The organism is Rhizobium ruizarguesonis (assembly GCF_012349115.1).
GTDB lineage: Bacteria > Pseudomonadota > Alphaproteobacteria > Rhizobiales > Rhizobiaceae > Rhizobium > Rhizobium ruizarguesonis.
The window spans coordinates 28,983-53,831 of record NZ_PQIG01000088.1; the positions used below are offsets into that span (position 1 = coordinate 28,983).

The window sequence follows — 24,849 nt, forward strand, 5'->3', positions numbered from 1 at the left end:
CCCGTGGGCTGGAAAGGAGGATGTTTATGAAACGCTTTTCATTCTCGATAATCGGGCTGGCGCTCGTGACCGCCATTATCACCAATCCGGGCATCGCATTCGCCTGCAACAAGCTGATCGGCACCTGAGCCGCACCCCCCGCTTCCAAGGCGCGGCTTTGGCTGCGCCTTCTCTTCATGCGGGAATGCGAAATATCGGTGCCCGAAGGCTGCCCCTTGCGCCCAAGGACAATCCTTTCTATATCGGTGCCTCATCGAGAGACGGCGGCCGATCCCGCCGGAGATCAGCAATCCGCCGCAATTGCAGCGCAAGGGCGGATCGTGACCCAAGCAGAATGGCACCATCGTTGAACACACTGGATTTTGACAAGAAGCCGGAAGAGACCCGTGTCGTCGTTGCCATGTCGGGCGGCGTCGATTCATCCGTCGTCGCCGGCCTTCTCAAACAGCAGGGTTACGATGTGCTCGGCATTACGCTGCAGCTTTACGATCATGGCGCCGCCGTTCACCGCGCCGGTTCCTGCTGCGCCGGCCAGGATATCGACGATGCGCGCCGCGTCTGCGAAACGCTCGGCATCCCGCATTACGTGCTCGACTACGAAAAGCGCTTCCGCGAGACGGTGATCAATCCCTTCGCCGAGAGCTATGTGGCGGGCGAAACGCCGATCCCCTGCGTGTCCTGCAACCAGACCGTCAAGTTTGCCGATCTGCTGGCGACCGCCAAGGAGCTTGGCGCCGATGCGCTGGCGACCGGTCACTATATCCGCTCGGGACTGAACCCTTCGCCGGAGAATCCGGGCCGCCGCGCGCTTTTTCGTCCGGCTGATGCCGATCGCGACCAAAGCTATTTTCTCTTCGCCACGACGCAGGAACAGATCGATTATCTTCGCTTTCCCCTGGGCGGCCTGCCGAAGGCCGAGACCCGCAGGCTTGCTGAAGAGATGGGCCTCGTCGTTGCCAAGAAGGCCGACAGCCAGGACATCTGCTTCGTGCCGCAGGGCAAATATTCCGACGTCATCACCAAGCTGAAGCCGAATGCGGCGCTTGCCGGCGAGATCGTCCATCTCGATGGCCGCGTGCTTGGAACCCATGAGGGTATCCTGCACTTCACCATCGGCCAGCGCCGCGGCATCGGCATCGCTACCGGCGAGCCGCTCTACGTCGTCTTTCTCGACGCCCGTTCGCGCCGCGTCATCGTCGGACCGAAGGAGGCGCTGGAAACGCACCGCGTCTACCTGCGCGACATCAACTGGCTGGGTGACGAGACGCTTGCGGAAGCCGCATCCGGCAAGGGCTTTGCCTGCTACGCCAAGGTCCGCTCGACGAGGGCGCCGGCGCCCGCCGTGCTGCATGTCGATGCAACAGTCACCTATGTCGACCTGACGGTGGGCGAGGCGGGCATTGCGCCTGGCCAGGCCTGCGCGCTTTATTCGGCGCCCGGCGACAACGCCCGCGTCTTCGGCGGCGGTTTCATCGAGCGCTCAGAGCGCGAGCCTTCGGCGGAAGCCTGCCTGAAGGCCCTTTTGGCCAGCCCCGTCGCCGCCTGAAACCCATCGGAAACGGGAGGTGGCAAAGCCCACCGTTTTTCTCGATCATGCGCTTGACACAAAGCCGAAGCGCACCTTATAAGCCGCTCATCCCACGAACCGGCATCGCTTCGCGAGCGGGTATCGTTGACCAGTGGCGGAGTAGCTCAGTAGGTCAGAGCAGAGGAATCATAATCCTTGTGTCGGGGGTTCAAATCCCTCCTCCGCTACCATCTCCTCATTACAGAATTGGCGATTTTTGCAGCTCGATTTTGAGGCGGTTCCGTCGGCCGTGGTCGCAGCGCCAAAGGTGGCGCGGCGAGGGGATTTCCGCGAACGCCGAAGACAGGCCTATCTGTAGAGCGTCAAAAGCAATAGAGGCATCTTCGTCGCCCAAAAATGGGATGCGACTGCGATAATAATAGCCCATACGGCAAGCGAGAACATGACCGCCGCTAACCTGATCCCGACTGGCTGCATCATTTCCTCCATCCCAGCATAACCGTGCCTCCTCGCACGATCCTATGCTAGCAAGACGCAACCCGGTCAGCTATCGCAAGATATTGGTATCAGATAGCTGCAGCAGAGCGCGCTCGGCGAAGGTGCAAAGATTTCGGCGATACGACGCCCTTTCCCCCTTCGTCAAACGATGAAATGAAAGTTGTCGTATTGCGCGCCGTAATAATCCGGGCCGCTCGTTTCGGTGATGACGGGCTCAGTGTCGAGCACGAGATAGTCGATTTCGCCGTAGGCGCTGAGATCGATCACTTGCGGGTCATGAATGCTGTCGGCGGTGACGTTGACCGTGACCAAGAATACGGTGTCGCCGTTTAGACGACCTTCGATCGTCAGAACGTTGTCATAGTCCGATGTGCCGTTTGCGACACTGAATTGCTCTATCTGAAAGTGGCCGCCATCGGCGGCTTGGATGGGTGTCCAGAACACGCCTCCTCCCAGATAGTGGTTGCCATCCGCTTCCTCCCGCACAGTCGCGTCGTCGCCATCGTGCCAGGCACCCCAATCGAAGCCTTTGTAGCCCGTCGGGAAGTCGTGGTTGCCGACGTCCTCGAAATTCACGAAGACGTCGCCGTGCTCCGGCAGGTCGACCGCGATATTGAGCAAGCCGAAATCGGTGGCGCCTTTGCCATCCGAGATCTTGAAATTGAACTGGTCGACGAGTTGGTCTCCCGGGCCGAGCGCTGATACCACCGGGTTGGCGTGATCGAGCTCATAGGTGTAATTGCCGTTGGAATAGACGGTCAGCGTGCCGTATTTTCCTTCGACTGTGGTGGTCGTGGCAGGCCCGTTCGGATCGGCCGGTTGCGGAATTCGCTGTCCATTGACGAAGTTGAGACGCACCTGATCTCCGTCGGCATCCGTGGAACTGGTATTGTCCAGGATGTTGCCGTCGATCGGGTTGTCGATGTTGAAAATAGGCTGGTATACGTCACCTGCGACCGGCTTGTGGTTTGCCATTTCTATCCCCCCGTTTGATATTCTATTCGACTATGCAACCCTATCGGGTATCTGGCAACCGAAATTGATGGAGCGTCAGAGCAATTCCGCCCGTCAACGCCACAAATTCCGGTCGATTACAGCTCAACTATTCAAGTAAAGAGAGCGGCATAAACGTCGATCCTGTTTTATGAACCAGGATTTACGTCTTGTCTTACGTTGCTGCCGCTTCATCGATCATGGTGTTTCTCGCCTTTTCAGGCGATCCATCAATTCGGCCAGCGGAAAACTTTCAAGCAGGATAATAATGACGGGTCAATCATGACGTCGTCATGACGATATACTGCATGAATTGCTCGGCGCACCAAGAGCAATCTTGAAGGCGAAAGGGGGCAATCAGCAGAGCCTGAGCTTCTGCCGACCATCCCATCAATGCAGGCCGCCGACCCCAAGCAGGCTCTCGACAGCCTCGTGATCCCCGGTGAGATTTTCCGGCGTTCCGGTCCAGGCCAGTCTGCCGCGTTCGAGAATGACGACCTGATCGGCGAAATCGAGCGCGCTCTGGATGCGCTGCTCGACCAGCAGGATGGTCATGTCTCCCGTCTTGGCGAGGTCGGCGAAGGCCGCCATCAGTTCCTCGCAGATAACGGGCGCAAGGCCCTCCAGTGGTTCGTCAAGCAGCAGGACGGAGGGGCGACCGAGAATGGTGCGAGCCGTGGAGAGCATCTGCTGCTCGCCGCCGGAAAGCTGGCTGCCGAGGTTGCGGCGGCGCTCCTTCAGGCGCGGGAACATCGTATAGGCTTCCTCCAGCGCCGTTTTCGGTCGCGCCTTCAAGCCGACGAAAAGGTTTTCTTCAACCGTCAGCGTTGGGAAGACGCAGCGTGCCTGCGGCACATATCCGAGACCTTTATGCGCGCGTGCAGCACTCGGTACCGTCGTGACATCCGAATCGCCGAGACGGATGCTGCCCTCGTATCGCCTGGTCTGCCCGGCAAGCGTTGCCAGCAGCGTGGTCTTGCCCATGCCGTTGCGGCCGAGCACGGCAAGCCGGGCACCTGCCGGCACAGAGAAGGAAATGCCTTCGAGCACTCTCGTCGGCCCATATCCGGCCGACAGATTCTCGACCTCAAGCGATATGGCTGGCATTGGCATAGCTCCCGAGATAGGCCTCGCGCACGCGCGCATCCTTGGTGACGTCTTCAGGCCGGCCGTCGAAGATGATCGCGCCGGCGGCAAGCACGATGACGCGTCTGGCAAAACGGAAGACGAGGTCCATGTCGTGTTCGATCATCAGCACGGCGAGATCGGCGGGCAGATCGGCCAGCGCCTGCTCGATGCGGCCGGTATCGCTTTGCGGCACGCCGGCTGCGGGTTCGTCGAGCAACAGCACTTTCGGCTTCAGCGCCAGCGCCACGGCAATCTCGAGAAGCCGCTGCTGGCCATAGGCGATTTCGCTGACCTTTCGATGCATCAGCAAAGCCAGCCCGAGTTTTCCAAGGAGATCATCGACCTCCGCCATGACGTCGGGCATGCGCAGGAAATTGCCGAACATATGCCCGGTCTTTCCATCGCGCTGAAGGACGGCAAGTCCCACATGTTCGGCCGGCGTCATGTCCTGGAAGAGCCGTGTCACCTGAAAGGAGCGGACAAGGCCGCGTCTGACCCTGCCGATCGCATCGACCTTCGTCACCAGCTCGCCACCGAGGCGAACCTCGCCGGAATCGGGCGGCAGATTGCCGGTCACGAGGTTGACGAAGGTGGTTTTGCCGGCGCCGTTCGGGCCGATCAGCGCGATGCGATCGCCAGGTGACATGATGAGCGAGACATTATTGGTGACGGCAAGGCCGCCGAAGGCTTTCTTGAGATTGGCGACTTCGAAGACCGGGCTCATGCGCGTTGCTCCCCGTGGCGGCCGATGAAGGTCGCTGCTGTGCCATAGAGACCTTTCGGCGCAAAGAGCACGACGGCGATCAGCAGCGCGCCGACCATGGTCAGCCAATGGAAGGGATTGGCGGCGGAGACATAGTCCTCGAAGAGCATGAAGATGACAGTGCCGGAAAGCGCCCCGAAGAGAGAACCAGTGCCGCCGAGCACCAGCATAACCAGCGCTTCGGCCGACTGCGTAAAAGACAGGCTGTCGAGGCCGACGACCTGTGTCGAGATAGCATTCAAGGCGCCGCCGACACCGGCAACGGCGCCGGAGATCGCGTACATCCTGATCAGAGCTGCCTTCGGCGAAGCGCCCATGGCGCGGATGCGCAGCGGATCCTGCTTGATGGCGCGACAGAGCATGCCGAAGGGCGAGCGGACCAGAAACCGTAACAGCACGAAGACGATCAGCAGCAGCGCCATTCCGAAGAAGAAGGCGGTGTGACCGTAGAGATCGAATTCGAAGAGGCCGAAGACCGGGTCCGGCGCGATGCTGGAAAGTCCATCGCTGCCGCCTGTCCAAGACGAGGCCTTGTTGGCGAATTCATGGAAGAGGTTGATCAGCGCAATCGACAGAACCAGCTGCGGCAGCCCATGCGCACGCAGGATGATGGCGCCGCAGAGCAGCCCGGCAACCGTGCCGCCGGCAATGCCGGCAAGCATCATCAGCAGTGGATCATTGATGCCGTAATGCGCCGAGAGGATCCCGGCGGCATAGGCGCCGGAGCCGAAAAGTGCTGCATGGCCAAGCGTTGCGACGCCGCAATAACCGGTCACGAGATCGAGCGACAGGACGAGCAGCGCGATCGTGATCATCCGGGTCAGAAGGGCGAGATTATCGGGGAAGGCGAAATAGCCGATGGCGGCAATGGCTATGATGACGGCTATTCCGATAAGATCGCGGCTGATGAACCCGCGACGATGCTGGAGAGGTCCGTTTTCGTCGTTCATGACAAGCGCCATCTTATTTCACCCTTCCGGCAAGGCCGCGGGGGAAGACGCAGATGATTGCGATCACGGCGAGATAGAAGAAGAATTCGCCGAATTCCGGCATCATATACCGTCCTGTCGTATCGATCGCGCCCAGCAGCAGGCAGGCGATCAGCGCGCCCGGAATGGAACCCGCGCCGCCGACGGAGACGACGACCAGGAAGGTGACCATGTAGCGCAGCGCATAATAGGGCTCGACAGGCAGGAGTTCGGCGCCGACCACGCCGCCGAAGGCCGCAAGCCCGACGGCGACGGCAAAGCTCACCGCGTAGATGATGTCGGTGCGCACGCCAAGTGCAGCAGCCATTGCCGCATCATCCACAGAGGCGCGCAGCTTGACGCCGAAGCTGGTCCTGTCGACCGCGAACCAGAGGGCGAGCGCCACGGCCAGGCCGCAGAGGATGACGAAAAGCCGGTGAACGGGAATGGTGCGAAAGCCGAGATCGGCCGATCCTTGCAGCGCAGCGGGCAGCGGTATGGTCTTCAGCGTCGGCCCCATCAGGTAATTGGCGATGCCGATGATGCAGAAGGTGAGGCCGATCGTCATCAGCACCTGGGTCAGTTCCGGAGCGCCATAGATCCGGCGGTAGAGAAAGCGTTCGATCGGAATGGCGACGACGATCGTGATGACAACGGCAGCAATGACCGCTGCAGCATAACCGAGGCCGAGGTCGCGGGCGACATAGGAGGCGATGTAGCCGCCAATCATCGCGAAGGCGCCATGGGCCAGGTTGACGACACGCATCAGTCCCATGGTCACCGAAAGGCCGATCGATATCACGAACAGCACCATGCCATAGGCAAAGGCGTCGACGGCTATGCTGAAGACTGTCTGCATGGAAATACCTTGCTTCGATGCGGCGGGCTCGGCCTGATCGCAGGCCAAGCCCGTCACCTGTCTTGACGCTCGATGTTACTTGACAGCCGCCAGGCCCGGATCGCCCTGCTTCTCGAAGGTCTGGACTTCCTTGTTGATGTAGGTCCCGTCATCGGCCTTGACGACTTCGCGCAGATAGATGTTCTGCGTGATGTGACGGCTTTCCGGATCGATCGAAACCGGGCCGCGCGGGCTCGTCCAGGCAAGGCCCTTGACCGCATCGACGGCCTTCTCAGCATCCTGCTTGCCGCCGGTCGCCTCGATCATCTTGTAGATGACATACATGCCGTCATAGGCGCTGACTGAGGGGAAGGAGAGTTCGGCCTTGTTGCCGATTGCTTTGGTCGCCGCCTCGACGAAAGCCTTATTCTCGGGAGAATCGTGCGACACGGCGTAGTGGAAGGTCGTCTGGATGCCGAGTGCCGCATCGCCGAGCGCCGGCAGATCGGATTCCTGGGTCAGATCGCCCGGCGCGAAGAACTTGATGCCGGCAGCCTTCAGGCCATTGTCGTTATAAGCCTTGACGAAGCCGAGCGTCGTCGGACCTGACGGCAGGAAGGCGAACACGCCCTCAGCGCCGGAATCCTTGATGCGCTGCATGATCGGGCTGAAGTCGTTGGTCGCAAGCGGCATGCGGATCGCCTCGACCACCTGGCCGCCGGCCTTTTCGAAGCCGGCCTTGAAGGCGTTCTCGGCGTCGATGCCGGGGCCGTAATCGCTGACGACCGAAATCACCTTCTTGACGCCGGCGTCGAAGGCGACCTTGGCGATCGGGGTCGATGTCTGCCAGGTGGTAAACGAGGTGCGGACGACGAGCGGGCTCTTGGTCACGATCGCCGAAGTGGCGGCGTTCATGATGACCATCGGCACGTTGCCCTGTTTCAGGATCGGCGTCACGGCCATGGCATCGGGCGTGAAATAGAAGCCGGCCAGATACTGGACCTTTTCCTTGACGATCAGTTCCTGCGCCAGCGCCTTGGATTGGGCGGGATCTGCCTGCGGCACGTCGCGATAGACGATTTCCACCGTATCGCTGCCGACCGTGTTGCCGTTGACCGCCATATAGGCGTCGATGCCGGCCTTGAAGTTTTTGCCTTGGAGCGCGAACGGACCGGAGAATGGACCGATGACCCCGACTTTGATGGTGTCGGCATAGGCGCTCGTGCCCACGACGACTGCCGCAATGGCGGCCAGAAATAGCTTCTTCATTCTCTCTCTCCCTTTTTTGGCGCACTCCAGCGCCGTATTCGTTAGCTGCTGGAAATTTAGCGCTAACCTGTCATGCGAAATGGTGATGTAAAATGAAATAAATACCGTAATCCATAACTGTGCAATTATGATTGTGGCTCGAAGAGCAGAACTATCGGCGGCCCGTTCTACGGTCGAATTTTGGTCCGTGGCCCCCACCTCAGACACTTCTATTAGAATGGCAGTCCCACATAATTCTCCGCAAGCACCGTCGAGGCGGCGCGGGAATGGGTGAGATAGTCGAGTTCCGCCTCCTGGATCTTCTGGTCAAAATCCCCGGTATCCGGAAAACGATGCATCATCGTCGTCATCCACCAGGAAAACCGCACGGCTTTCCACACGCGGGCGAGCGCCTTCTGCGAATAGGCGTCGATGCCACTATTCGAGCCTTCGCGGTAATGCTCTATCAGCCCGGAGAAAAGATAATGAACGTCGCTGGCCGCAAGGTTCAATCCCTTGGCGCCGGTCGGGGGGACGATATGGGCGGCGTCGCCGACCAGGAAAAGCTGGCCGAAACGCATCGGTTCGGCGACGAAGGAGCGTAGCGGCGCGATCGATTTCTCGAAGGACGGCGCGGTCGCCAAAGCCTCGGCGTGATGCACCGGCAGACGCCGTCTCAGTTCGTCCCAGAAGCGATCGTCGCTCCAGTCCTCGATCTTCTCGTCGAGCACGCATTGGATGTAGTAGCGGCTGCGGGTCGCCGAGCGCATCGAACAGAGCGCAAAGCCCCTTGGATGGTTGGCGTAGATCAGCTCATGGCTGACAGGCGCCACGTCGGCAAGGACCCCCAGCCAGCCGAAGGGATAGACCTTCTCGAAACTCCTGATCGCCCGTTCCGGGACGGCCTTGCGGCTGACGCCGTGAAACCCGTCGCAGCCGGCGATGAAGTCGCAATCGATGCGCTTGGCAACACCGTCTTTCAGATAGGTGACGAAGGGAGAGTGGCCGTCGAAATCATGCGGCGCGACATCGACGGCATCGTAGATCGATAGGGAGCCGCTCGCTTCACGCCGCTCCATGAGATCGCGCGTCACTTCGGTCTGCCCATAAACCGTGACGCGCCTGCCGCCGGTCAATTCGTGAAGGTCGATGCGATGGTCGCGTCCATCAAAGGCCAGCGAGAAGCCGTCATGCGGTAAGCCTTCGGTATGCAGCCTCGCGCCTGATTTGGCCTGATCCAGCAGCCCGACGGTGCCTTCCTCCAGAACGCCGGCACGAACCCGGCCGAGGATATAATCCTTGTTCACACGATCGAGAATGACGTTGTCGATGCCGGCTTCGGTCAGAAGCTGGCCGAGCAGCAGGCCGGATGGTCCAGAACCGATGATGGCGACCTGAGTGCGCAAATACTTCCTCCCTGCATTTTTGCGTTTTGTCAGATTCTGCCGTGTCGCGCTTGCCGCAGCAATGGACATCCCGACCTAAAAATTGCACTAATCGAACATTGATGCGGGAGGAGCCTCCGAAGAACCCCATGAGCAGACATATCCCCACCTATGAACTCTACGGCGAAAAGACCGGGCGAGAACCGGATTTTTGGGTGCATTGCGAAACTATTCGCTCCCGCAGCAGCTTGCATCACTGGGAGATTCGCCCGCATCGTCACGAGAGTTTCTTTCAGATATTGTACATCGAAGGCGGTTCGGGCGATGCGATCTTCGGCGAAAAGAGCTATGCCATCCGTCCGCCGGGCATCATCACCGTGCCGCCCGGGATCAATCATGGCTTTCGTTTTTCACGCGATATCGACGGCCTGGTGATCACTCTGTTGAGGTCCCATCTCAGCCATCCGCCCGGCGACCGAAGCCAGCTCGGCGAATGGCTGGCGACGCCGCATCTTACGCCGCTCGATCCTGATAATGCCGAGGCAGTCTATGTCATGCAGACGTTGAGGCGGCTGGGCGACGAATTCGAAAACCGCCGCAGCGGCCGCAACGAGGCGTTGGCCGCCTATGTCGCCTTGGCGTTGCGGCTGACGGCGAGGATTTCCCATGAGGGGAATACGCACGAGCTTCCGCCAAACGAGAACGAGCGGCGGATGGAAATGCTGAGCGAGCTCATTCAGCAACATTTTCGATCACACAAGCCCGCCTCTTTCTACGCCAGAGAGCTTGGGCTTTCCCCGACGCATCTCACCCGTATCGTCCGGGCGATGACCGGCAACACTCCCCATGAATTGATCGCCGGCAAACTCGTTGAAGAGGCGAAACGTCAGCTTGTTTTTACGCTGGGCAGCGTTCAGGAGATCGGATTTCGGCTTGGCTTTGCCGACCCCGCCTATTTCTCGCGCTTCTTCTTTAAATATACCGGAGAAACGCCCCGGGTCTGGCGCGTGAAGGAGAAGGTTCGGCTTGAAGATGTATAGCCACCCGCAAGGTTGCCCGGTGCCTTACCAGGCTTCGACGCCCTCTTCCGTGTTGCGGGCGCGTCCGCCGGCGCGGGTCTCGTATGCGTCTCGTTCCTCAGCTGATTTGACGGCATCGTCCGAGCCATCGCGCTGGGCTTCGGGCGTCATGTAGAAGGCGAGCGCCTTTTCCAGCCGGGCGGCGGTAAGCGTGGCAGCGAAACTTTTCATGTCGTTTCCTCGGTCGACGGCCTTGAAGCTTGCCGTAGATGCATAGCCTACGATGCGGCCTTCAAGGAACAGTGCGCCGATGGTTTTCACCAACTTTAGACGTTGCTTGACGACTGCTCCCGCCGGATGCACTCCGCCGACCAGTTCCGTGCGATTCTGTTTGGTTTTCGCTTCACGCCATCGGCCACGTCCAGTCCCGCACCTCCGGCATGTCCTCACCATATTCGCGGACATAGTCGTGATGCTCCGCAAGCTTGCCGCGGAAGGCGGCGAGCGCTTCGCCTGCTTTTGCCTTCAGGCCCGGCACACGCTCGATCGCTTCGATGGCGAGGTGGAAGCGGTCGAGTTCGTTGAGGACGGTCATGTCGAAGGGTGTCGTCGTCGTGCCCTCCTCGATGAAGCCGCGGACGTGGATGTTGCGGTGGTTGGTGCGTTTATAGGTCAGGCGGTGGATGAGATAGGGATAGCCGTGATAGGCGAAAATGACCGGTTTGTCGGCGGTGAAGATCGCGTCGAAGGCCTCGTCGGTCAGGCCATGCGGATGCTGATCCCTGGATTGCAGCGCCAGGAGATCGACGACGTTGACAGTGCGGATCTTCAGTTCCGGAATGGCTTGGCGCAGCAGATCGACGGCGGCAAGCGTCTCCATGGTCGGCACATCGCCGGCGCAGGCCATGACGAGATCGGGCAGGATGGTATCGTCCTCGTTGCTCGCCCAGTGCCAGATGCCGATGCCGGCCTCGCAATGTTTCACCGCCTCGTCCATCGACAGCCATTGCGGCTCCGGCTGCTTGCCGGCGACGATGACATTGATGCGATCATAGGTGCGCAGGCAATGGTCGCCGACCCAGAGCAGGGTATTGGCATCCGGCGGCAGATAGATGCGGACGATATCGGCCTTCTTGTTGGCGACGAGGTCGACGAAGCCGGGATCCTGATGGCTGAAGCCGTTGTGGTCCTGACGCCAGACATGCGAGGTCAGCAGATAATTCAGCGACGAGATCGGCTTTCTCCACTCGAGTTCCCGCGTCACCTTCAGCCATTTGGCGTGCTGGTTGAACATGGAATCGATGATGTGGATGAAGGCCTCGTAACAGGAGAACAGGCCGTGCCGGCCAGTCAAGAGGTAGCCTTCCAGCCAGCCCTGGCAAAGATGTTCGCTCAGCACCTCCATGACACGTCCATCCCGGGACAAGTGGACGTCGTAGGGTTCGATACTCTCCATCCAGACACGGTCGGTGACTTCGAAGACGCTACCGAGGCGGTTCGATTCGGTCTCGTCGGGGCCGAAGATACGGAAGTTGGCCGCCTCCGCGTTGCGCTTCATCGTGTCGCGGAGGTAATGGCCGAGGATTTCCGTCGACTGCACCATGGCGCTGCCGCGCCTGCCGATATCGACCGCATAGTCGCGGATATCGGGAACGTTAAGTTCCTGACGCAGCAAGCCGCCATTGGCGTGCGGATTGGCGCCCATGCGGCGCTTGCCGACGGGGGCGAGTGCCCGCAACTCGGGTTTCAGCCGGCCGTCGGTACTGAACAGGTCTTCGGGATCATAGCCGCGCATCCAGTCCTCGAGGATCTTGCGATGGCTTTCATCCTCGCGGCAATTGGAGACCGGCACCTGGTGGGCGCGCCAGAAGCCTTCGACCTTCTTGCCATCGACTTCCTTCGGGCCGGTCCAGCCTTTCGGGCTGCGCAGCACGATCATCGGCCAGCGCGGGCAGAAATCGGGCGCCTTGCCGTAGCGAGCCTCGTTCTGGATCTCACGGATGCGGTCGAAGACCTGGTCGAAGGTCGCGGCCATCTGCTGGTGCATGTCGTGCGGTTCATGACCGTCGACGAAGAAGGGTTCATAGCCGTAGCCTTCGAAGAGGTGATACAGGTCCTCGTCACTGGTGCGGCCGAGAATGGTCGGGTTGGCGATCTTGTAGCCGTTCAGATGCAGGATCGGCAGCACGGCGCCGTCGCGTGCGGGGTTCAGGAACTTGTTGGAATGCCAGCTTGCGGCGAGCGGCCCGGTTTCGGCCTCGCCGTCGCCGACGACGCAGGCGACGATCAGATCGGGATTGTCGAAGGCGGCGCCATAGGCATGGACGAGGGCATAGCCGAGTTCGCCGCCCTCGTGGATCGAGCCCGGCGTTTCCGGCGCCGCGTGGCTCGGAATGCCGCCGGGGAAAGAGAACTGCCGGAAGAGCTTGCGCATGCCCTCTGCGTCTTGAGAAATATCGGGATAGATCTCGCTGTAGACGCCTTCGAGATAGGTGTTGGCGACCATGCCCGGCCCGCCGTGGCCGGGGCCGCACATGTAGATAATGTCGAGGTCGCGGGCGCGGATCAGCCGGTTCAGATGCGCATAGATGAAGTTGAGGCCGGGCGTTGTGCCCCAGTGGCCGAGCAAACGGGGCTTGATGTGCTCCGGTTGCAGCGGTTCGCGCAGCAGCGGATTGGCAAGAAGGTAGATCTGGCCGACCGAGAGATAATTGGCGGCGCGCCAGTAGCGGTCGATCAGGGTGAGTTCGGCGTCAGTCAAGGCGGCGGGCGAGACATGCTTTTCCATGGGTTTCTCTCGTTCGAGACTTGTTCAACGTCAATTCTACCGGCTGGCGCCGGCGTGTTGTTGATCTGGATCAGCCACCGCGAAGAATAGACAGCGCCTCGTCGGCGATGACCTGCTCCTCGTCGGTGGCGATGACGTGAGCGGCGATGCGACTTTTCCTCGTGCTGATCGTGAAATCATTGGCGGCATTGGCTTTTTCGTCGATGGCAAGGCCAAGCCAGGACGATCGCTTGGCTACGCCGGCACGGATCTCCGACTGATGCTCGCCGATGCCGGCGGTGAAGACGAGCGTGTCGAGACCGTTCAGCGTCGCTGCCATGCGACCGATCTCGCCGGCAATGCGCAGCGTGAAGAGGTCGATCGCCTGGCGGGCCTGCGGCCGATCGTCCTTCAAGAGGTCGCGCGTATCGGCGCTGATGCCTGAGACGCCGAGCAGGCCGGAGCGATGATAAAGCAGGTCCTCGATCTCCTCGAAGGATTGTCTCCTCTCACCGGCCAGATGCAGGATGACGCCGGGATCGAGCCAGCCGGTGCGCGTCGCCATCGGGATGCCGTCGAGCGTCGAAAAACCCATGCTGCAATCGCGGCTGACGCCTTCATCCAGCGCGCAGAGGCTGGCGCCGCTGCCGAGATGGGCGACGACCACCTTTGCCGCGTGCGGCGCCTTGCGGCGAAGCTCGCCGGCGATGAACTTGTAGGAAAGTCCGTGGAAACCATAGCGCTTGATGCCTTCGTCATGCAGCGCGCGGGGAATGGCGAAGCGGCGAACGAGATCGTCCTGCGTGGCGTGGAAGGCGGTGTCGAAGGAGGCCGTCTGGACAAGATGCGGCTTCAGATGCCGGAGCGCGCGGATGAAGCGCAGCGCCTGCGGCTGGTGCAGGGGCGCAAGCGAGGTCAGCGCATCGACCGCATCGATCGCGGCGTCATTAAGGGCGACGGCACTGGTGAAGCGGTCGCCGCCATGGACGACGCGGTGGCCGGCGGCGCGCACGGCGGCGACATCGAAATGCCCGGCGAGAAGGGAAAAGGTCTCGTCGATGACGCCATGCAGGTCTTCCGTCGTCTCCGCCTTCAGCGGCGTCTCGAATGTCTGTGGCCCCGCTGTCAGGCTGAGAGACAGCGGCTCGGCGCGGAAATCGATTACACCCTTGCCGATGCGCCGCGCCGCATCGCCGTCCATCGCGAAGATGCCGATCTTCACCGTCGAGGAACCGGCGTTGAAAGTCAGGAGAAGGTCGGTCGATGGCATGTCTCAAAGACTCCGCACGGTTGTGGTCACGACCGAACTTAGCGTCGAGGCTTCCGGCGGAAAGAAATTATTCGCCCGCTGCTCGTTTTTTGTCGAAGCGCGCACGACCGTCTTGGGCCGGCCGCGATCGACATACGGCATGTTTCACGAATGCGCCGGGACGAGCACATGACGGGTAAGATCGTGCGGCGTCAGTGTCTTACGGGCGGGTCAGCCATGGCGTCATGAGAGCTTCACGCGGCGGAATTATTAACAAAAGGCAAATTTGCAAACGGAACAAGGAACTATGCCATGGCCGATATTGCCCCCAGCCAGGTTCATAGCGACGCTTCCCACCCGCTCCACAGTTCGAATTCGGCCGGCAAGTGGTTCTTGCCGCTGTTCGGGCTCGTTCTGGTTTGCGGCCTTGGATATGTCGCCTATGCACTCGCCCGCGACCTGACGACCGCAGTTGCCGTTCCCTGGATTCTGCTGGGCCTTGCGCTGCTCATCGCGCTCGGCTTCGAGTTCGTCAACGGTTTCCATGATACGGCCAATGCCGTCGCCACCGTGATCTACACCCGTTCCATGCCGGCGGAATTTGCCGTCATCTGGTCCGGCTTCTTCAACTTCCTCGGCGTGCTGACTTCGAGCGGCGCCGTCGCCTTCGGCATCCTGGCGCTGCTGCCGGTGGAATTGATCCTCCAGGTCGGCTCCGGCTCCGGCCTTGCCATGGTCTTTGCGCTGCTGATCGCGGCGATCTTCTGGAACCTCGGAACCTGGTATCTCGGTCTGCCGTCGTCGAGTTCGCATACGCTGGTCGGCTCGATCATCGGCGTCGGCCTTGCCAACCAGTTCCTGGCGCCGGCAGGCACAGCGACCAGCGGCGTCGACTGGTCGCAGGCGACCAATATCGGACTATCACTTTTGATCTCGCCGCTGATCGGCTTCGGCCTTTCGGCCGTTCTTCTGCTCGTCATGAAGGTTCTGGTGCGCAACAAGGCGCTCTATGACGAACCGAAGGGCAACCAGCCGCCGCCGCTCTGGATCCGTGCGATCCTGATCTTCACCTGCACCGGCGTCAGCTTCGCCCACGGTTCCAACGATGGCCAGAAGGGCATGGGCCTCATCATGCTCATCCTGATCGGCCTGGTGCCGACGGCCTTCGCGCTGAACCGCACGCCCGATGTCAATTATCTCGAAGCCTACAAGTCGGCATCGGTCCAGGTGGAAGCCGCACTCGGCAAATATGTGAAGCCTGGCGTGACCGTTGCGGACTACAAGGCCGAGGTCAGCAACGCCGTCAAGAACAAGACCTGGACGGATGCGACGACGCCGGCCCTGCAGCAATATATCCACCAGACAAGTGCCGAAGTCGCCGCCTTCCCGACGCTCGAAGCGGTGCCGACCAATCTCGTCGGCAACGTCCGCAACGACATCTACCTGATCGGCGAGGCGTTGAAGCTGATCGACAAGCAGAAGTTGCTGCCGATGGATGCCGGCGACCTCAGCGCAGTGACGAACTATCACAAGGCGGTTGACAACGCGACGAAGTTCATCCCGCTCTGGGTGAAAGTGGCGGTCGCGATCGCGCTCGGCCTCGGCACGATGGTGGGCTGGAAGCGCATCGTCGTCACCGTCGGCGAAAAGATCGGCAAGACGCATTTGACCTATGGTCAGGGTGCGGCAGCCGAAGTCGTGGCGATGGTCACCATCGCTTCGGCCGATCATCTCGGCCTGCCGGTCTCAACCACGCATGTTCTGTCGTCAGGCGTTGCCGGCACCATGGCGGCGAACGGGTCCGGCCTGCAATGGTCGACCGTGCGCAATATGCTGATGGCCTGGGTGTTGACGTTGCCGGCCTCGATCGCAATCGCCTTCGTGCTCTTCGTGATCCTGCGCCAGGCTTTTTAGAGCAAATTCCCGGCAAAGCGCGAAGCGGTTTGCCGGGAATTGCGTCAAAACAAAAGGTAGAGCGCTCCGTCAGGCCGTGAAGGCCAGACGGGTCTTGCGATCGCTGATGAAGATGCCCGCCTCTGCGGCTGGCATCGCCTTGCCGAAAAGATAGCCCTGGCCGATGTCGCAGCCGAGTTGCAGCAGGAAGGCAAGCTGGCCGTGCTCTTCAACGCCTTCGGCTGTCGTCTTGATGTTGAGGCTCCTGCCAAGGCCGAGCATGGCGCGGACGATCTTTTCCTGACGCTCGTCGTCGCGATAGGTGGCGATGAAGCTTTTGTCGATCTTGATCTTGTCGAAACGATAGCGGGCGAGCTGGGCGAGGCTCGAATAGCCCGTGCCGAAATCGTCGAGTGCGATCTGGATGCCGGCAGCATGCAGTTCGTCGAGAATGGCTGCGGCGACGGCGGGATCCTGGATCAGCGCATTTTCGGTGATCTCCACTTCCAGGCGCTGCGGCGGCAGCCGGCTTGCGGAGAGGACCTTGAGGATGCGGGAGGTCAGCAATCTGTCTTCCATCTGCACGGGCGAGACGTTGAAGGACAACATCACATGCTCCGGCCAGGTCAGCGCGTCGCAGCACGCCTGGGCAAGAAGATCCTCGAACAATGCGGTGATCATGCCGTTTTCCTCGGCGATGCCGATGAAGACCGGCGGCGGGATGTTGACGCCGTCGTCGCCGATCCAGCGTGCTAAGGCCTCGAAGCCACAGAGCTGGCCGGTCTTCAGATCGATCAGCGGCTGATAGAAGGGTTTGATCTCCTTGCTGGAGATTGCGGCGCGCAGCCTGGTTTCCAGCGAGGCGCGTTCCGTTACCTTGTTCTGCATCGAGGCTTCGAAAACGAAATAGTGGTTGGGTCCACGTGATTTCGCCTCGTACATGGCGAGGTCGGCACGGTGGGCGGCATCTTCCAGCGGTTCGGTTCCCTCGGCCCAGCGGTCGTAACCAACGCTGGCGCCGACTTCGACGGCAAAGCCATCGATATGGATGGGCCGGGTGACGGCCTGGATCAGCAGCTTGGCAAAACGCTCCTCGCGCTGCGCCGTCAGGGCGAAGGCGACGATGATGAATTCGTCGCCGCCGAAGCGATAGACGCAGTCGGCATTGCCGAGCGCGCAGATCCGTCTGGCAACCTCGATCAACAGGATGTCGCCGCCCTTATGGCCGACAAGATCATTGACCTTCTTGAAGCCGTCGAGGTCGACGGAGAAGATGGTGACGTTGCGATCCCACTCCTCGATCTCGGCCTCGTCGTCCTTGACCGGCCGTGAGAGGATCTTGCGCTCGAAGGCGTAGCGGTTCGGCAGCTTGGTGAGATGGTCGTGGGTTGCGGTCCAATCGGCTTTTGCCTGGGCGGCCGCGCGCAGTTCCATTTCCTTACGCAGGTCGGCGATGCGCAGCACCGAATAGATGAAGCTCATGGCGCCGGCGATGCCGAGCGCCAGAACGAGCTTGTCGGCGCCGTACTCGCCGAAACCGGTCATGAAGGCGACCAGGCTGTCGTCGAGCTGTAGCAGCGTGCCGAGAAGCCAGAGGGTCACTCCGGACACCACGATCGACAGGCATTGCCGTCCGGCCCTGCTTTGGAAAAACACCGGCATTATGCCTTCTCCATCTCCACCTTCGCGGAAATATCACGAAAGTCTGAAATGTTTGTTGAAACCAGAAGGCGAATTATCAGAGGCGGCAGCCTGTTGCTGTGCCGCAGAGAGACCCGACAGGCTTGTGAGGAAGCAGGGCGTCTCTATAAGCGCGATCCCCTTCATGGTTCGGGAGACTGGCTCATGCGGGAAAAGAACGAAGGCGAGCGTGCTAATGCATCGCTCGCCCTTTCTCGTGCTTCAGGCGGTGACGATCAGCAGCGGAACGCTGACGATGAGACCGACCAGAACCGTGACTGTGGCGACACGCATGAAACGCAGGCGTCGTGTGCGCTCGCCACTCCAATCATATGTCATTCTTCCATCTCCTTGGGACAAGGAAGTAGTTCCCGCAAAGCCGGGTTCAACAGAGATGACGCGATTTGCTTGTGCAAAGCTGGATAAGATCAGCAGTCTCTAATGCTGGAAGCGCAGAGACCAGCGCTGTCCGTTGCTGGTCATGCGGATGACGGAAAGCGGCTCGACGTCGCTCAGCCAGAAGGAGGAGAGTGGCGCCTGAAGCACATGCACGATCGCTGCGCGGATGACGGCCGCATGGCTGATTGCAATGATGTGGCCGTCGAGGACGGTCTGTCCATCCATCCAGCCGGCGACGCGGGTTCGCAAATCAAGAAAGCTCTCGCCGCCATGCGGGGCCGCTTCCGGATCGCTCATCCACCCCATGAGGTTCTCCGGCTCTTCGGTCCCGATCGCCGCGATCGACCTGCCGGCCCAGCGACCATGGTCGCAGTCGCAAAGCGCCTGATCTATCCGGGCTTCGAGGCGCAGCGCATCAGCAGTCTGACGGGCGCGCAAGGCGGGGCTCGTGGCAATTCGATCGGCGCGGGGCGGGGCGATCATCCTGCCGGCCTCCTCCACTGCCTTGTCCTCCAGCGGTTCGTCGAGCGGGAACAGGGCCTTGCGGCTTGCTGCCGTCGCGCCGTGGCAGATCCAGGTGAGGCGCGTATTCACAGTCGTTCTTGTCTCCCGGAATGCGGCGACAGCGTCCTTCGCCGGCTTGTGAAGTTTCGTTGACAGTTTCTTCGGCGTGCAGATATAACCGTGCTGTTGCGGGTTTGGAAGCCGGTGTAAGTCCGGCGCGGTCGCGCCACTGTGACCAGCGTGTCGAAAGCTCTTCGCGCTGGAAGTCAGACCCTACTGCACAAGCACTCTTTCGACTGAACGCGTCATTCCCGGAGGAATACATGTCTGACACCACTTTCGCGCCCGTTGCCGTACCGGCGCCGATCCCCGTAGGCGAGATCCTGCCCTGGGCGATCTTCGGCGGCCTGCTGATGCTCATCGTCCTCTATTTCGTCGGCACCGAGGAAGGCGCGATGGCGCTGTTCAACGGCATGTATGTGCACGAATTCGTGCATGACGGCCGCCATCTTCTCGGCTTTCCCTGCCACTAAGGGAGTTCCTGACATGGTTGGAAACCTTCTGCTTCGCGGCATGCTCGCGGGCCTGATTGCTGGTATCCTCGTTTTCGCTTTCGCCCATACTTTCGGCGAGCCGCTGGTCGATGCGGCGATCGCCTTCGAGGAGGCAAGCGCCCAGACGGCCGGCGAGGCTGCCGAACCCGAAATCGTCAGCCGCGCCACACAGGCCGGTCTTGGCCTTTTCACCGGCGTCATGGCCTACAGCGTCGCCGTCGGCGGGCTCTTCGCGCTCGCCTTCGCTTTCGTGCAAGGCCGCTTCAGCAGCCTTTCGCCGCGTGGCACCTCGGCCGTCATCGCCATTGCCGCCTTCGTGGCGGTTGTTCTCGTTCCCGGTATCAAATATCCGGCCAACCCGCCGGCGGTCGGCAATCCCGACACGATCGGTGCCAGGACCGAGCTGTTCTTCCTGATGATCGTCGTCTCGCTTGCGGCGCTCATTGCCGCAATGGCGCTGTCGCGCCGCCTTTCCGAGCGTTTCGGTCTCTGGAACGGCGCGATCATCGCCGGCATCGTCTATCTCGTCTTCATCGGCGTCGTGCTCTATCTGCTGCCGCCGATCAACGAGGTGCCGGAGAACTTCTCGGCGATGGTACTTTGGCGTTTCCGCACGACCTCACTCGGCATGCATGTGATCCTCTGGGCAACGCTCGGCCTCGCCTTCGGGGCGCTGGCGGAAAAGCGACTTGCGGTCAGGGGTGGACAACGCAGCCGGCCGGCCACGGCATTTCACTGAGGGCATCGAAGGGCGCCGCTTTGCCGGCGCCCTTAAGTTTTCGAGCAAGCATGAAAATCGGCAAAACCATACCACTCCTGTCGGCGGCATTTGCCGCGGCTGCCTTTTTTTGTGTGGTTGCCGGAAGCGCTTTTGCTCATAGCCGCAGCGATGGCGGTAGCCATGCGGGCCTGGATATCCCGGAAATTTCCCATGGCGAGATGGCTGTCATGTCTGACTATCGCAGTGGGATTATCGACCTTGCATCCCGTGCAGTCGATACGAACGAGCCGTTCCGCCGCATGCTGAACTATGCCGAGATCCAGTATTCCTACTGTCTGTGGGGCCGGATGCCGGGCAGCGTGACGGATGAGGAAAGCCCGTTCAACGAATGCGCCCATGCCTATCTGGCCGCGACCAAGGCCGTCTTGCTTTCGATGCGCGAGATGCCGCGGGAGGGGGCTGCTGCAGGCGAAATCATTTCCGCTGTCGATGCTGACATGGTGCGGCGCGGTCTTGCGCTCATCACCTGCCGGTTCAGCGGCGAGGCCTTCAACACAGCCGATATCGTCGAGCCGCGCTGGAGGGGGATCCCATTCCATGTCGCCAGCATGGCGTCTCTGACGGGGCTTGCCTCTTTGTTCGGCCTCGGTGTGTTTGCGCTTCGCCGCTTCTCGCAACCGAAGGCTCAATCGTCGGAATAGCGCTGCTCGCGCCACGGATCGCCATACATGTGGTAGCCGTTCTTTTCCCAGAAGCCTGCCTGGTCGGCAGGCATAAGGTCGATGCGGCGCAGCCATTTGGCGCTTTTCCAGAAATAGAGATGCGGCACGACGAGGCGCATCGGGCCACCGTGTTCGGGCGTTAGCGGCAGGCCTTCCCAGGCGGTGGCGAGGATCGCATCCTCGGCGGCGAAATCGGAAAGCGGCAGGTTGGTGGTGTAGCCGTCATAACTCGTCAGCATGACGTAACCGGCTTCGGGCTTGGGCATGGCGAGATCGAGCAGATCGCGCGTCGAAACGCCCTTCCATTTATTATCGTAGCGCGACCAGGTGGTGACGCAGTGGATGTCGCTCACCTTGGCGCTCTGCTCGATCGCCTGGAACGCGGCCCAGGTGAGAGTGAGCGGCGTTTCGACGAGTCCGCGCACATCGAGCCGCCAGGTATCTGTGGAGACAACAGGCTGCTGGCCGAGATCGAGCACCGGCCAGTTCTTGACGAGGTGCTGGCCGGGCGGCAGGCGCTCGGCTTCGGGACGGCTGATGCGGCCGGTGAGGAACTTACCTTCGGTCGCCCAACGGCGTTTGGAGGTAGTGAGCTTGCTGTCGGTGGGCGCCTGATCGTCGCTCATGAGTGGGGTCTCCTTGCGATGCGGCAATAGGACATCCGCCCTAGGCGGGTGTCAAGTTTCGGCGACCCCTTGGAAATCCCTGCCGGCCTCACTAAACTCGGTGCCATGGGGTATGCCTCGCTGGGGAGTGGAGGCAGAAAGGGGAGGAGCCGGTTCTGTCTTCGAGATATCGTGCGATAGCGGCGTTGCTGGTCGTGCCGCTGATCATATTCGCCTTCTTCACCTACGGCAGCGCGATTGCCACGCGCGCCTATATGGAGGAAGCCTCGGCGCAGGCGGGAACGGCGCTGCGTCTTGCCGTTTCGGCACTCAGCGGCCATCTCAACCGCTACGAGGCGCTGCCGGCGTTGATCGCCGATCACGACGACATCAAGGAACTGGTGAGCGCGCCCGAGGATGAGGCGCTGCGCGCTGCGGCCAATCTTTATCTCAAGGCGATCAACGGGCTGCTGAAATCCTCCGACATCTATGTGGTCAAGCCGGATGGAGAGACGATCGCGGCCAGCAATTACGACGGACCTGCAAGTTTCGTCGGCCAGAATTTCAGCTACCGGCCCTATTTCCAGGATGCGATCGAAGGCCGGCAGGCGCGGTTCTACGCGCTCGGCACAACCTCGCTGAAGCGCGGCTATTATTTTGCCGCACCGATCCGGACAGGCGCGGATATTCGCGGTGTCATCGTCTTCAAGGTCGATATCGACACGATCGAATCATCCTGGGGCGGCGGCGAATACAGGATCTTCGTCTCCGATCCCGAGGGCATCATCTTCATGTCGGGAAGCCCGGAATGGCTTTACGGCGCCATCCTGCCGTTGACGGCCGATCGCATCGCCCGCACCGAGGCGTCGCGGCGCTATGCCAATGCCAGGCTGACGGCGCTGCCAGTGACGCGACATCACTTCGAGCAGCATGAGCTGATGACGCTGGCCGGCGAGCGCGGCTCGAGCGAATATCTGGTGCTCTCGCATTACATGCCGGCCGAGGACTGGACGGTGAACGTGCTGATGGAAACGAGTTCCATCCGCACCCAGGCGCGCACGGCGCTTGCGGCCGTCTTTCTCATCCTGTGCATCGCTGGGCTTACGGTGGCGGTTCTGCGCCAGCGGCGGACGCGGCTCGCCGAGCGCATGCAGATGCAGGCCGATGCGCGCAACGAGCTGGAACGACGTGTCGAGGAGCGCACGGCCGATCTTGCCCGCGTCAACAGCCGAATCGAAGAGGAGATCGCCGAGCGGCGGCTGACCGAGCAGCAGCTGCGCCAAACCCAGGCCGACCTGATCCAGGCCGGAAAACTCGCCGGTCTCGGACAGATGTCGGCTGCTCTTTCGCACGAGTTCAACCAGCCGCTCGCCGCGGCCAAGACCTATACGGACAGTGCCTCGGTGCTCATCGACCGTGGGCGGACGGAAGAGGCGCGGGACAATATCCGGCGTATCGGCGGGCTGATCGACCGGATGGCGTCGATCAGCCGTCACCTGCGCAACTTCGCCCGCAAACCGAACGAAAAGCTCGGTCCCGTTTCCCTCGACGAGGCGATGCGCGACACGCTCGAGATCATCGCCTGGCGGCTGAAGGCGGCAGATGCCGAACTGCTGCTCGATCTCGGGCCGCGTCCGCCGGTGGTGCGCGCCGGTTCCGTGCGTCTGCAGCAGGTGCTGGTCAACGTGATCTCGAATGCGGCCGATGCGGTGGAAGGGCTGGATGACCGGCGCATCGAGGTTTCGGCCTTCGAGCAGGCCGGCAAGGTGGTGCTGACGGTGCGGGACCATGGGCCGGGCGTGCCCGCCGCAATCGCCGAGCGCATCTTCGATCCGTTCTTCACGACGAAGGGTGTCGGCAAGGGCCTCGGTCTCGGGCTTTCGATCTCCTATAACATCATCAAGGATTTCGGCGGCAGTCTCACTGCTGCCAATCATCCCGAAGGGGGCGCGATGTTCCGCATCGAGCTGCGATCGGCGGCAGGACTGATGCCGGAGGCGGCGGAATGAACGATGCGAAGATCCTGTTGGTCGACGACGAGGAGGAACTGCGACGCTCGACGGCGCAGGCGCTGGAGCTCTCCGGCTTCAGCGTCGAGACCTTTTCGAACGGCGATCATGTGCTGGAGCTGATCGGCTATAGTTTTCCCGGCGTCGTCGTCAGCGATATCCGCATGCCCGGCATGGACGGCATGACGCTGATGCAGAAGATCCGCGAGATCGACCCGGAGGTGCCTGTCATTCTCGTCACCGGCCACGGCGACGTGCAGCTTGCGGTGAGGGCGATGCGCGAAGGCGCTTATGATTTCATCGAGAAGCCGTTCACGCCCGAAATGCTCGCCGGCGTCATCCGCCGGGCGATGGAACGGCGCGGCCTCGTGCTCGAGAACCGGCTGCTGAAGGCGGTCGCCGGCAAACGCGACGATATCGAGGCGCGGCTGCCGGGGCGCACGCAGGTGATGGTGGATTTGCGTTACCGCATCCGGGCGATCGGGGCGAGCGATGCCGATACGCTTATCGTCGGGGAAACCGGGGCTGGCAAGGAGGTGGTGGCGCGGGCACTCCACGACATCAGCGCCCGGGCGAGCCGGCCGTTCATCGCGATCAATTGCGCCGCACTGCCGGCAAACCTGATCGAGAGCGAACTCTTCGGCCATGAGGTTGGGGCCTTTCCGGGCGCGGTAAGGCCGCGCTATGGAAAGTTCGAACATGGGCGCGGCGGCACGATCCTGCTCGACGAGATCGGCTCCATGCCGTTCGACCTGCAGGCGAAGTTCCTGCGGGTGCTGCAGGAGCGGGTGATCTCCAGGCTCGGATCGAACGAGGTGGTGGCGCTCGACGTGCGCTTCATCGCGACAAGCAAGGTCGATCTGGAGGCGGAGGTGGCGGCGGGGCGCTTCCGCGCCGACCTGTTCTATAGGCTGAATGTCGCGACGCTGCATGTGCCGTCGCTGTCGCAACGGCGGGCAGATGTTCCGCTGCTCTTCCTGCAGCTGGTGCGGGAGGCGGCGGCCCGCTACGGTCGCGACGAGATGGCCGTGCCGCCGGAAGTGATTTCCGACATCGCTCAGCGCGACTGGCCCGGCAATGTGCGTGAATTGAGGAATGCCGCAGACCGTCTGGTCCTCGGTCTCGACAATGGCGGGCGCCAAGCCGAGGAGGCGACCGGGCTTGCTGAGCGTGTCGCCGAATTCGAACGAGGGGTCATTGCCAGCGCGCTGGTGGCTCATGGCGGAAGCCTCAGGCCGGTCTATGAGTCGCTCGGCATTTCTCGGAAGACACTCTACGAAAAGATGCAGAAATACGGTCTCGACAAGCGGATGCTGATCACCGAAAGTTAGCGCCTTTTTAAAGGCGCATGCATTCCAACCACATTTTACGGCTTGAC

At 61.4% G+C, this 24,849-nt stretch carries 21 protein-coding genes and 1 tRNA gene; 9 read left to right on the forward strand and 13 right to left on the reverse strand.

Translation table 11 applies throughout. From position 1 onward, the window contains the following. Positions 1–346 precede the first annotated feature (346 nt). Positions 347–1,546 (forward strand): tRNA 2-thiouridine(34) synthase MnmA, encoded by a 1,200-nt coding sequence (mnmA, locus tag C3Y91_RS21345; protein ID WP_018068982.1) that lies wholly within the window; start codon positions 347–349, stop codon positions 1,544–1,546. A gap of 135 nt (positions 1,547–1,681) precedes the next feature. Next, a tRNA-Met gene (locus C3Y91_RS21350) sits at positions 1,682–1,758 on the forward strand. Between the two features lie 409 nt (positions 1,759–2,167). Here C3Y91_RS21350 and C3Y91_RS21355 read toward each other — a convergent pair. The 7 genes from C3Y91_RS21355 to pobA all read right to left on the reverse strand — a co-directional run bounded on the left by C3Y91_RS21355 (position 2,168) and on the right by pobA (position 9,370). After that, positions 2,168–3,001: a cadherin-like domain-containing protein gene (locus tag C3Y91_RS21355; protein ID WP_027689286.1), complete on the reverse strand. Its 834-nt coding sequence runs from the start codon at positions 2,999–3,001 to the stop codon at positions 2,168–2,170. Between the two features lie 408 nt (positions 3,002–3,409). Next, entirely contained in the window at positions 3,410–4,126 is a 717-nt protein-coding gene (locus C3Y91_RS21360; protein ID WP_018068980.1) for an ABC transporter ATP-binding protein, read from the reverse strand. After that, positions 4,107–4,871 carry an ABC transporter ATP-binding protein gene (locus C3Y91_RS21365; RefSeq protein ID WP_168251369.1) on the reverse strand — a complete coding sequence of 255 codons (765 nt, stop codon included), beginning with the start codon at positions 4,869–4,871 and terminating at the stop codon, positions 4,107–4,109. Before C3Y91_RS21365 ends, C3Y91_RS21360 begins: the two co-directional genes overlap by 20 nt. Further along, the gene (locus C3Y91_RS21370) at positions 4,868–5,872 is read right to left on the reverse strand and encodes a branched-chain amino acid ABC transporter permease (protein ID WP_130689741.1); all 1,005 of its coding nucleotides are present in this window, start codon (positions 5,870–5,872) and stop codon (positions 4,868–4,870) included. The genes C3Y91_RS21365 and C3Y91_RS21370 overlap by 4 nt, the downstream gene beginning before the upstream one ends. A 1-nt stretch (position 5,873) precedes the next feature. After that, a complete protein-coding gene (locus C3Y91_RS21375) occupies positions 5,874–6,737 on the reverse strand; it encodes a branched-chain amino acid ABC transporter permease (protein ID WP_130689740.1) in 864 nt (287 codons plus the stop codon). A 75-nt stretch (positions 6,738–6,812) separates the two neighbouring features. Further along, positions 6,813–7,985 (reverse strand): ABC transporter substrate-binding protein, encoded by a 1,173-nt coding sequence (locus tag C3Y91_RS21380; RefSeq protein WP_018068976.1) that lies wholly within the window; start codon positions 7,983–7,985, stop codon positions 6,813–6,815. A gap of 212 nt (positions 7,986–8,197) precedes the next feature. Continuing rightward, a complete protein-coding gene (pobA, locus tag C3Y91_RS21385; protein ID WP_024323082.1) occupies positions 8,198–9,370 on the reverse strand; it encodes a 4-hydroxybenzoate 3-monooxygenase in 1,173 nt (390 codons plus the stop codon). Positions 9,371–9,498: 128 nt separating this feature from the next. On the opposite strand from pobA, the gene C3Y91_RS21390 reads away from it, so the two are divergent. Beyond that, a complete protein-coding gene (locus C3Y91_RS21390) occupies positions 9,499–10,389 on the forward strand; it encodes a helix-turn-helix domain-containing protein (protein ID WP_075225410.1) in 891 nt (296 codons plus the stop codon). A gap of 24 nt (positions 10,390–10,413) precedes the next feature. On the opposite strand, the gene C3Y91_RS21395 is transcribed toward C3Y91_RS21390, so the two are convergent. From C3Y91_RS21395 to C3Y91_RS21405, 3 genes are all read right to left on the reverse strand, one after another. Further along, positions 10,414–10,692 carry a hypothetical protein gene (locus C3Y91_RS21395; RefSeq protein WP_018068973.1) on the reverse strand — a complete coding sequence of 93 codons (279 nt, stop codon included), beginning with the start codon at positions 10,690–10,692 and terminating at the stop codon, positions 10,414–10,416. A 79-nt stretch (positions 10,693–10,771) separates the two neighbouring features. Beyond that, the gene (locus C3Y91_RS21400; protein ID WP_130763778.1) at positions 10,772–13,156 is read right to left on the reverse strand and encodes a phosphoketolase family protein; all 2,385 of its coding nucleotides are present in this window, start codon (positions 13,154–13,156) and stop codon (positions 10,772–10,774) included. Between the two features lie 70 nt (positions 13,157–13,226). Next, a complete protein-coding gene (locus tag C3Y91_RS21405; protein WP_018068971.1) occupies positions 13,227–14,405 on the reverse strand; it encodes an acetate/propionate family kinase in 1,179 nt (392 codons plus the stop codon). Between the two features lie 291 nt (positions 14,406–14,696). On the opposite strand from C3Y91_RS21405, the gene C3Y91_RS21410 reads away from it, so the two are divergent. Then, on the forward strand, positions 14,697–16,298 hold the full coding sequence (locus C3Y91_RS21410; RefSeq protein WP_018068969.1) for an inorganic phosphate transporter: 1,602 nt from the start codon (positions 14,697–14,699) through the stop codon (positions 16,296–16,298). A gap of 69 nt (positions 16,299–16,367) precedes the next feature. On the opposite strand, the gene C3Y91_RS21415 is transcribed toward C3Y91_RS21410, so the two are convergent. Beyond that, complete coding sequence (locus C3Y91_RS21415) at positions 16,368–17,939, reverse strand: putative bifunctional diguanylate cyclase/phosphodiesterase (protein WP_130686771.1); 1,572 nt, start codon at positions 17,937–17,939, stop codon at positions 16,368–16,370. A 456-nt stretch (positions 17,940–18,395) separates the two neighbouring features. Beyond that, the gene (locus C3Y91_RS21420; RefSeq protein ID WP_024323086.1) at positions 18,396–18,950 is read right to left on the reverse strand and encodes a histidine phosphatase family protein; all 555 of its coding nucleotides are present in this window, start codon (positions 18,948–18,950) and stop codon (positions 18,396–18,398) included. A gap of 233 nt (positions 18,951–19,183) precedes the next feature. Here C3Y91_RS21420 and C3Y91_RS21425 point away from each other — a divergent pair, with 233 nt between their 5' ends. The 3 genes from C3Y91_RS21425 to C3Y91_RS21435 are packed head-to-tail and all read left to right on the forward strand — an operon-like array spanning position 19,184 to position 20,836. Then, positions 19,184–19,393 carry a CbtB domain-containing protein gene (locus C3Y91_RS21425; RefSeq protein WP_003542661.1) on the forward strand — a complete coding sequence of 70 codons (210 nt, stop codon included), beginning with the start codon at positions 19,184–19,186 and terminating at the stop codon, positions 19,391–19,393. A 13-nt stretch (positions 19,394–19,406) separates the two neighbouring features. Continuing rightward, complete coding sequence (locus tag C3Y91_RS21430; RefSeq protein WP_130673062.1) at positions 19,407–20,153, forward strand: CbtA family protein; 747 nt, start codon at positions 19,407–19,409, stop codon at positions 20,151–20,153. Between the two features lie 50 nt (positions 20,154–20,203). Next, positions 20,204–20,836 carry a hypothetical protein gene (locus C3Y91_RS21435; RefSeq protein WP_130686770.1) on the forward strand — a complete coding sequence of 211 codons (633 nt, stop codon included), beginning with the start codon at positions 20,204–20,206 and terminating at the stop codon, positions 20,834–20,836. Here C3Y91_RS21435 and C3Y91_RS21440 read toward each other — a convergent pair. Continuing rightward, positions 20,821–21,483 (reverse strand): sulfite oxidase-like oxidoreductase, encoded by a 663-nt coding sequence (locus C3Y91_RS21440; RefSeq protein ID WP_075225416.1) that lies wholly within the window; start codon positions 21,481–21,483, stop codon positions 20,821–20,823. The genes C3Y91_RS21435 and C3Y91_RS21440 overlap by 16 nt on opposite strands. A gap of 194 nt (positions 21,484–21,677) precedes the next feature. Between C3Y91_RS21440 and C3Y91_RS21445 the strand changes: the two genes are divergently transcribed. Together C3Y91_RS21445 and C3Y91_RS21450 are read left to right on the forward strand one after the other, a co-directional pair. Further along, positions 21,678–23,471 carry a sensor histidine kinase gene (locus tag C3Y91_RS21445; protein WP_274599074.1) on the forward strand — a complete coding sequence of 598 codons (1,794 nt, stop codon included), beginning with the start codon at positions 21,678–21,680 and terminating at the stop codon, positions 23,469–23,471. Continuing rightward, positions 23,468–24,802, forward strand: a complete 1,335-nt coding sequence (locus tag C3Y91_RS21450; RefSeq protein ID WP_130656157.1) for a sigma-54-dependent transcriptional regulator — start codon at positions 23,468–23,470, stop codon at positions 24,800–24,802. Before C3Y91_RS21445 ends, C3Y91_RS21450 begins: the two co-directional genes overlap by 4 nt. Positions 24,803–24,849 lie beyond the last annotated feature (47 nt).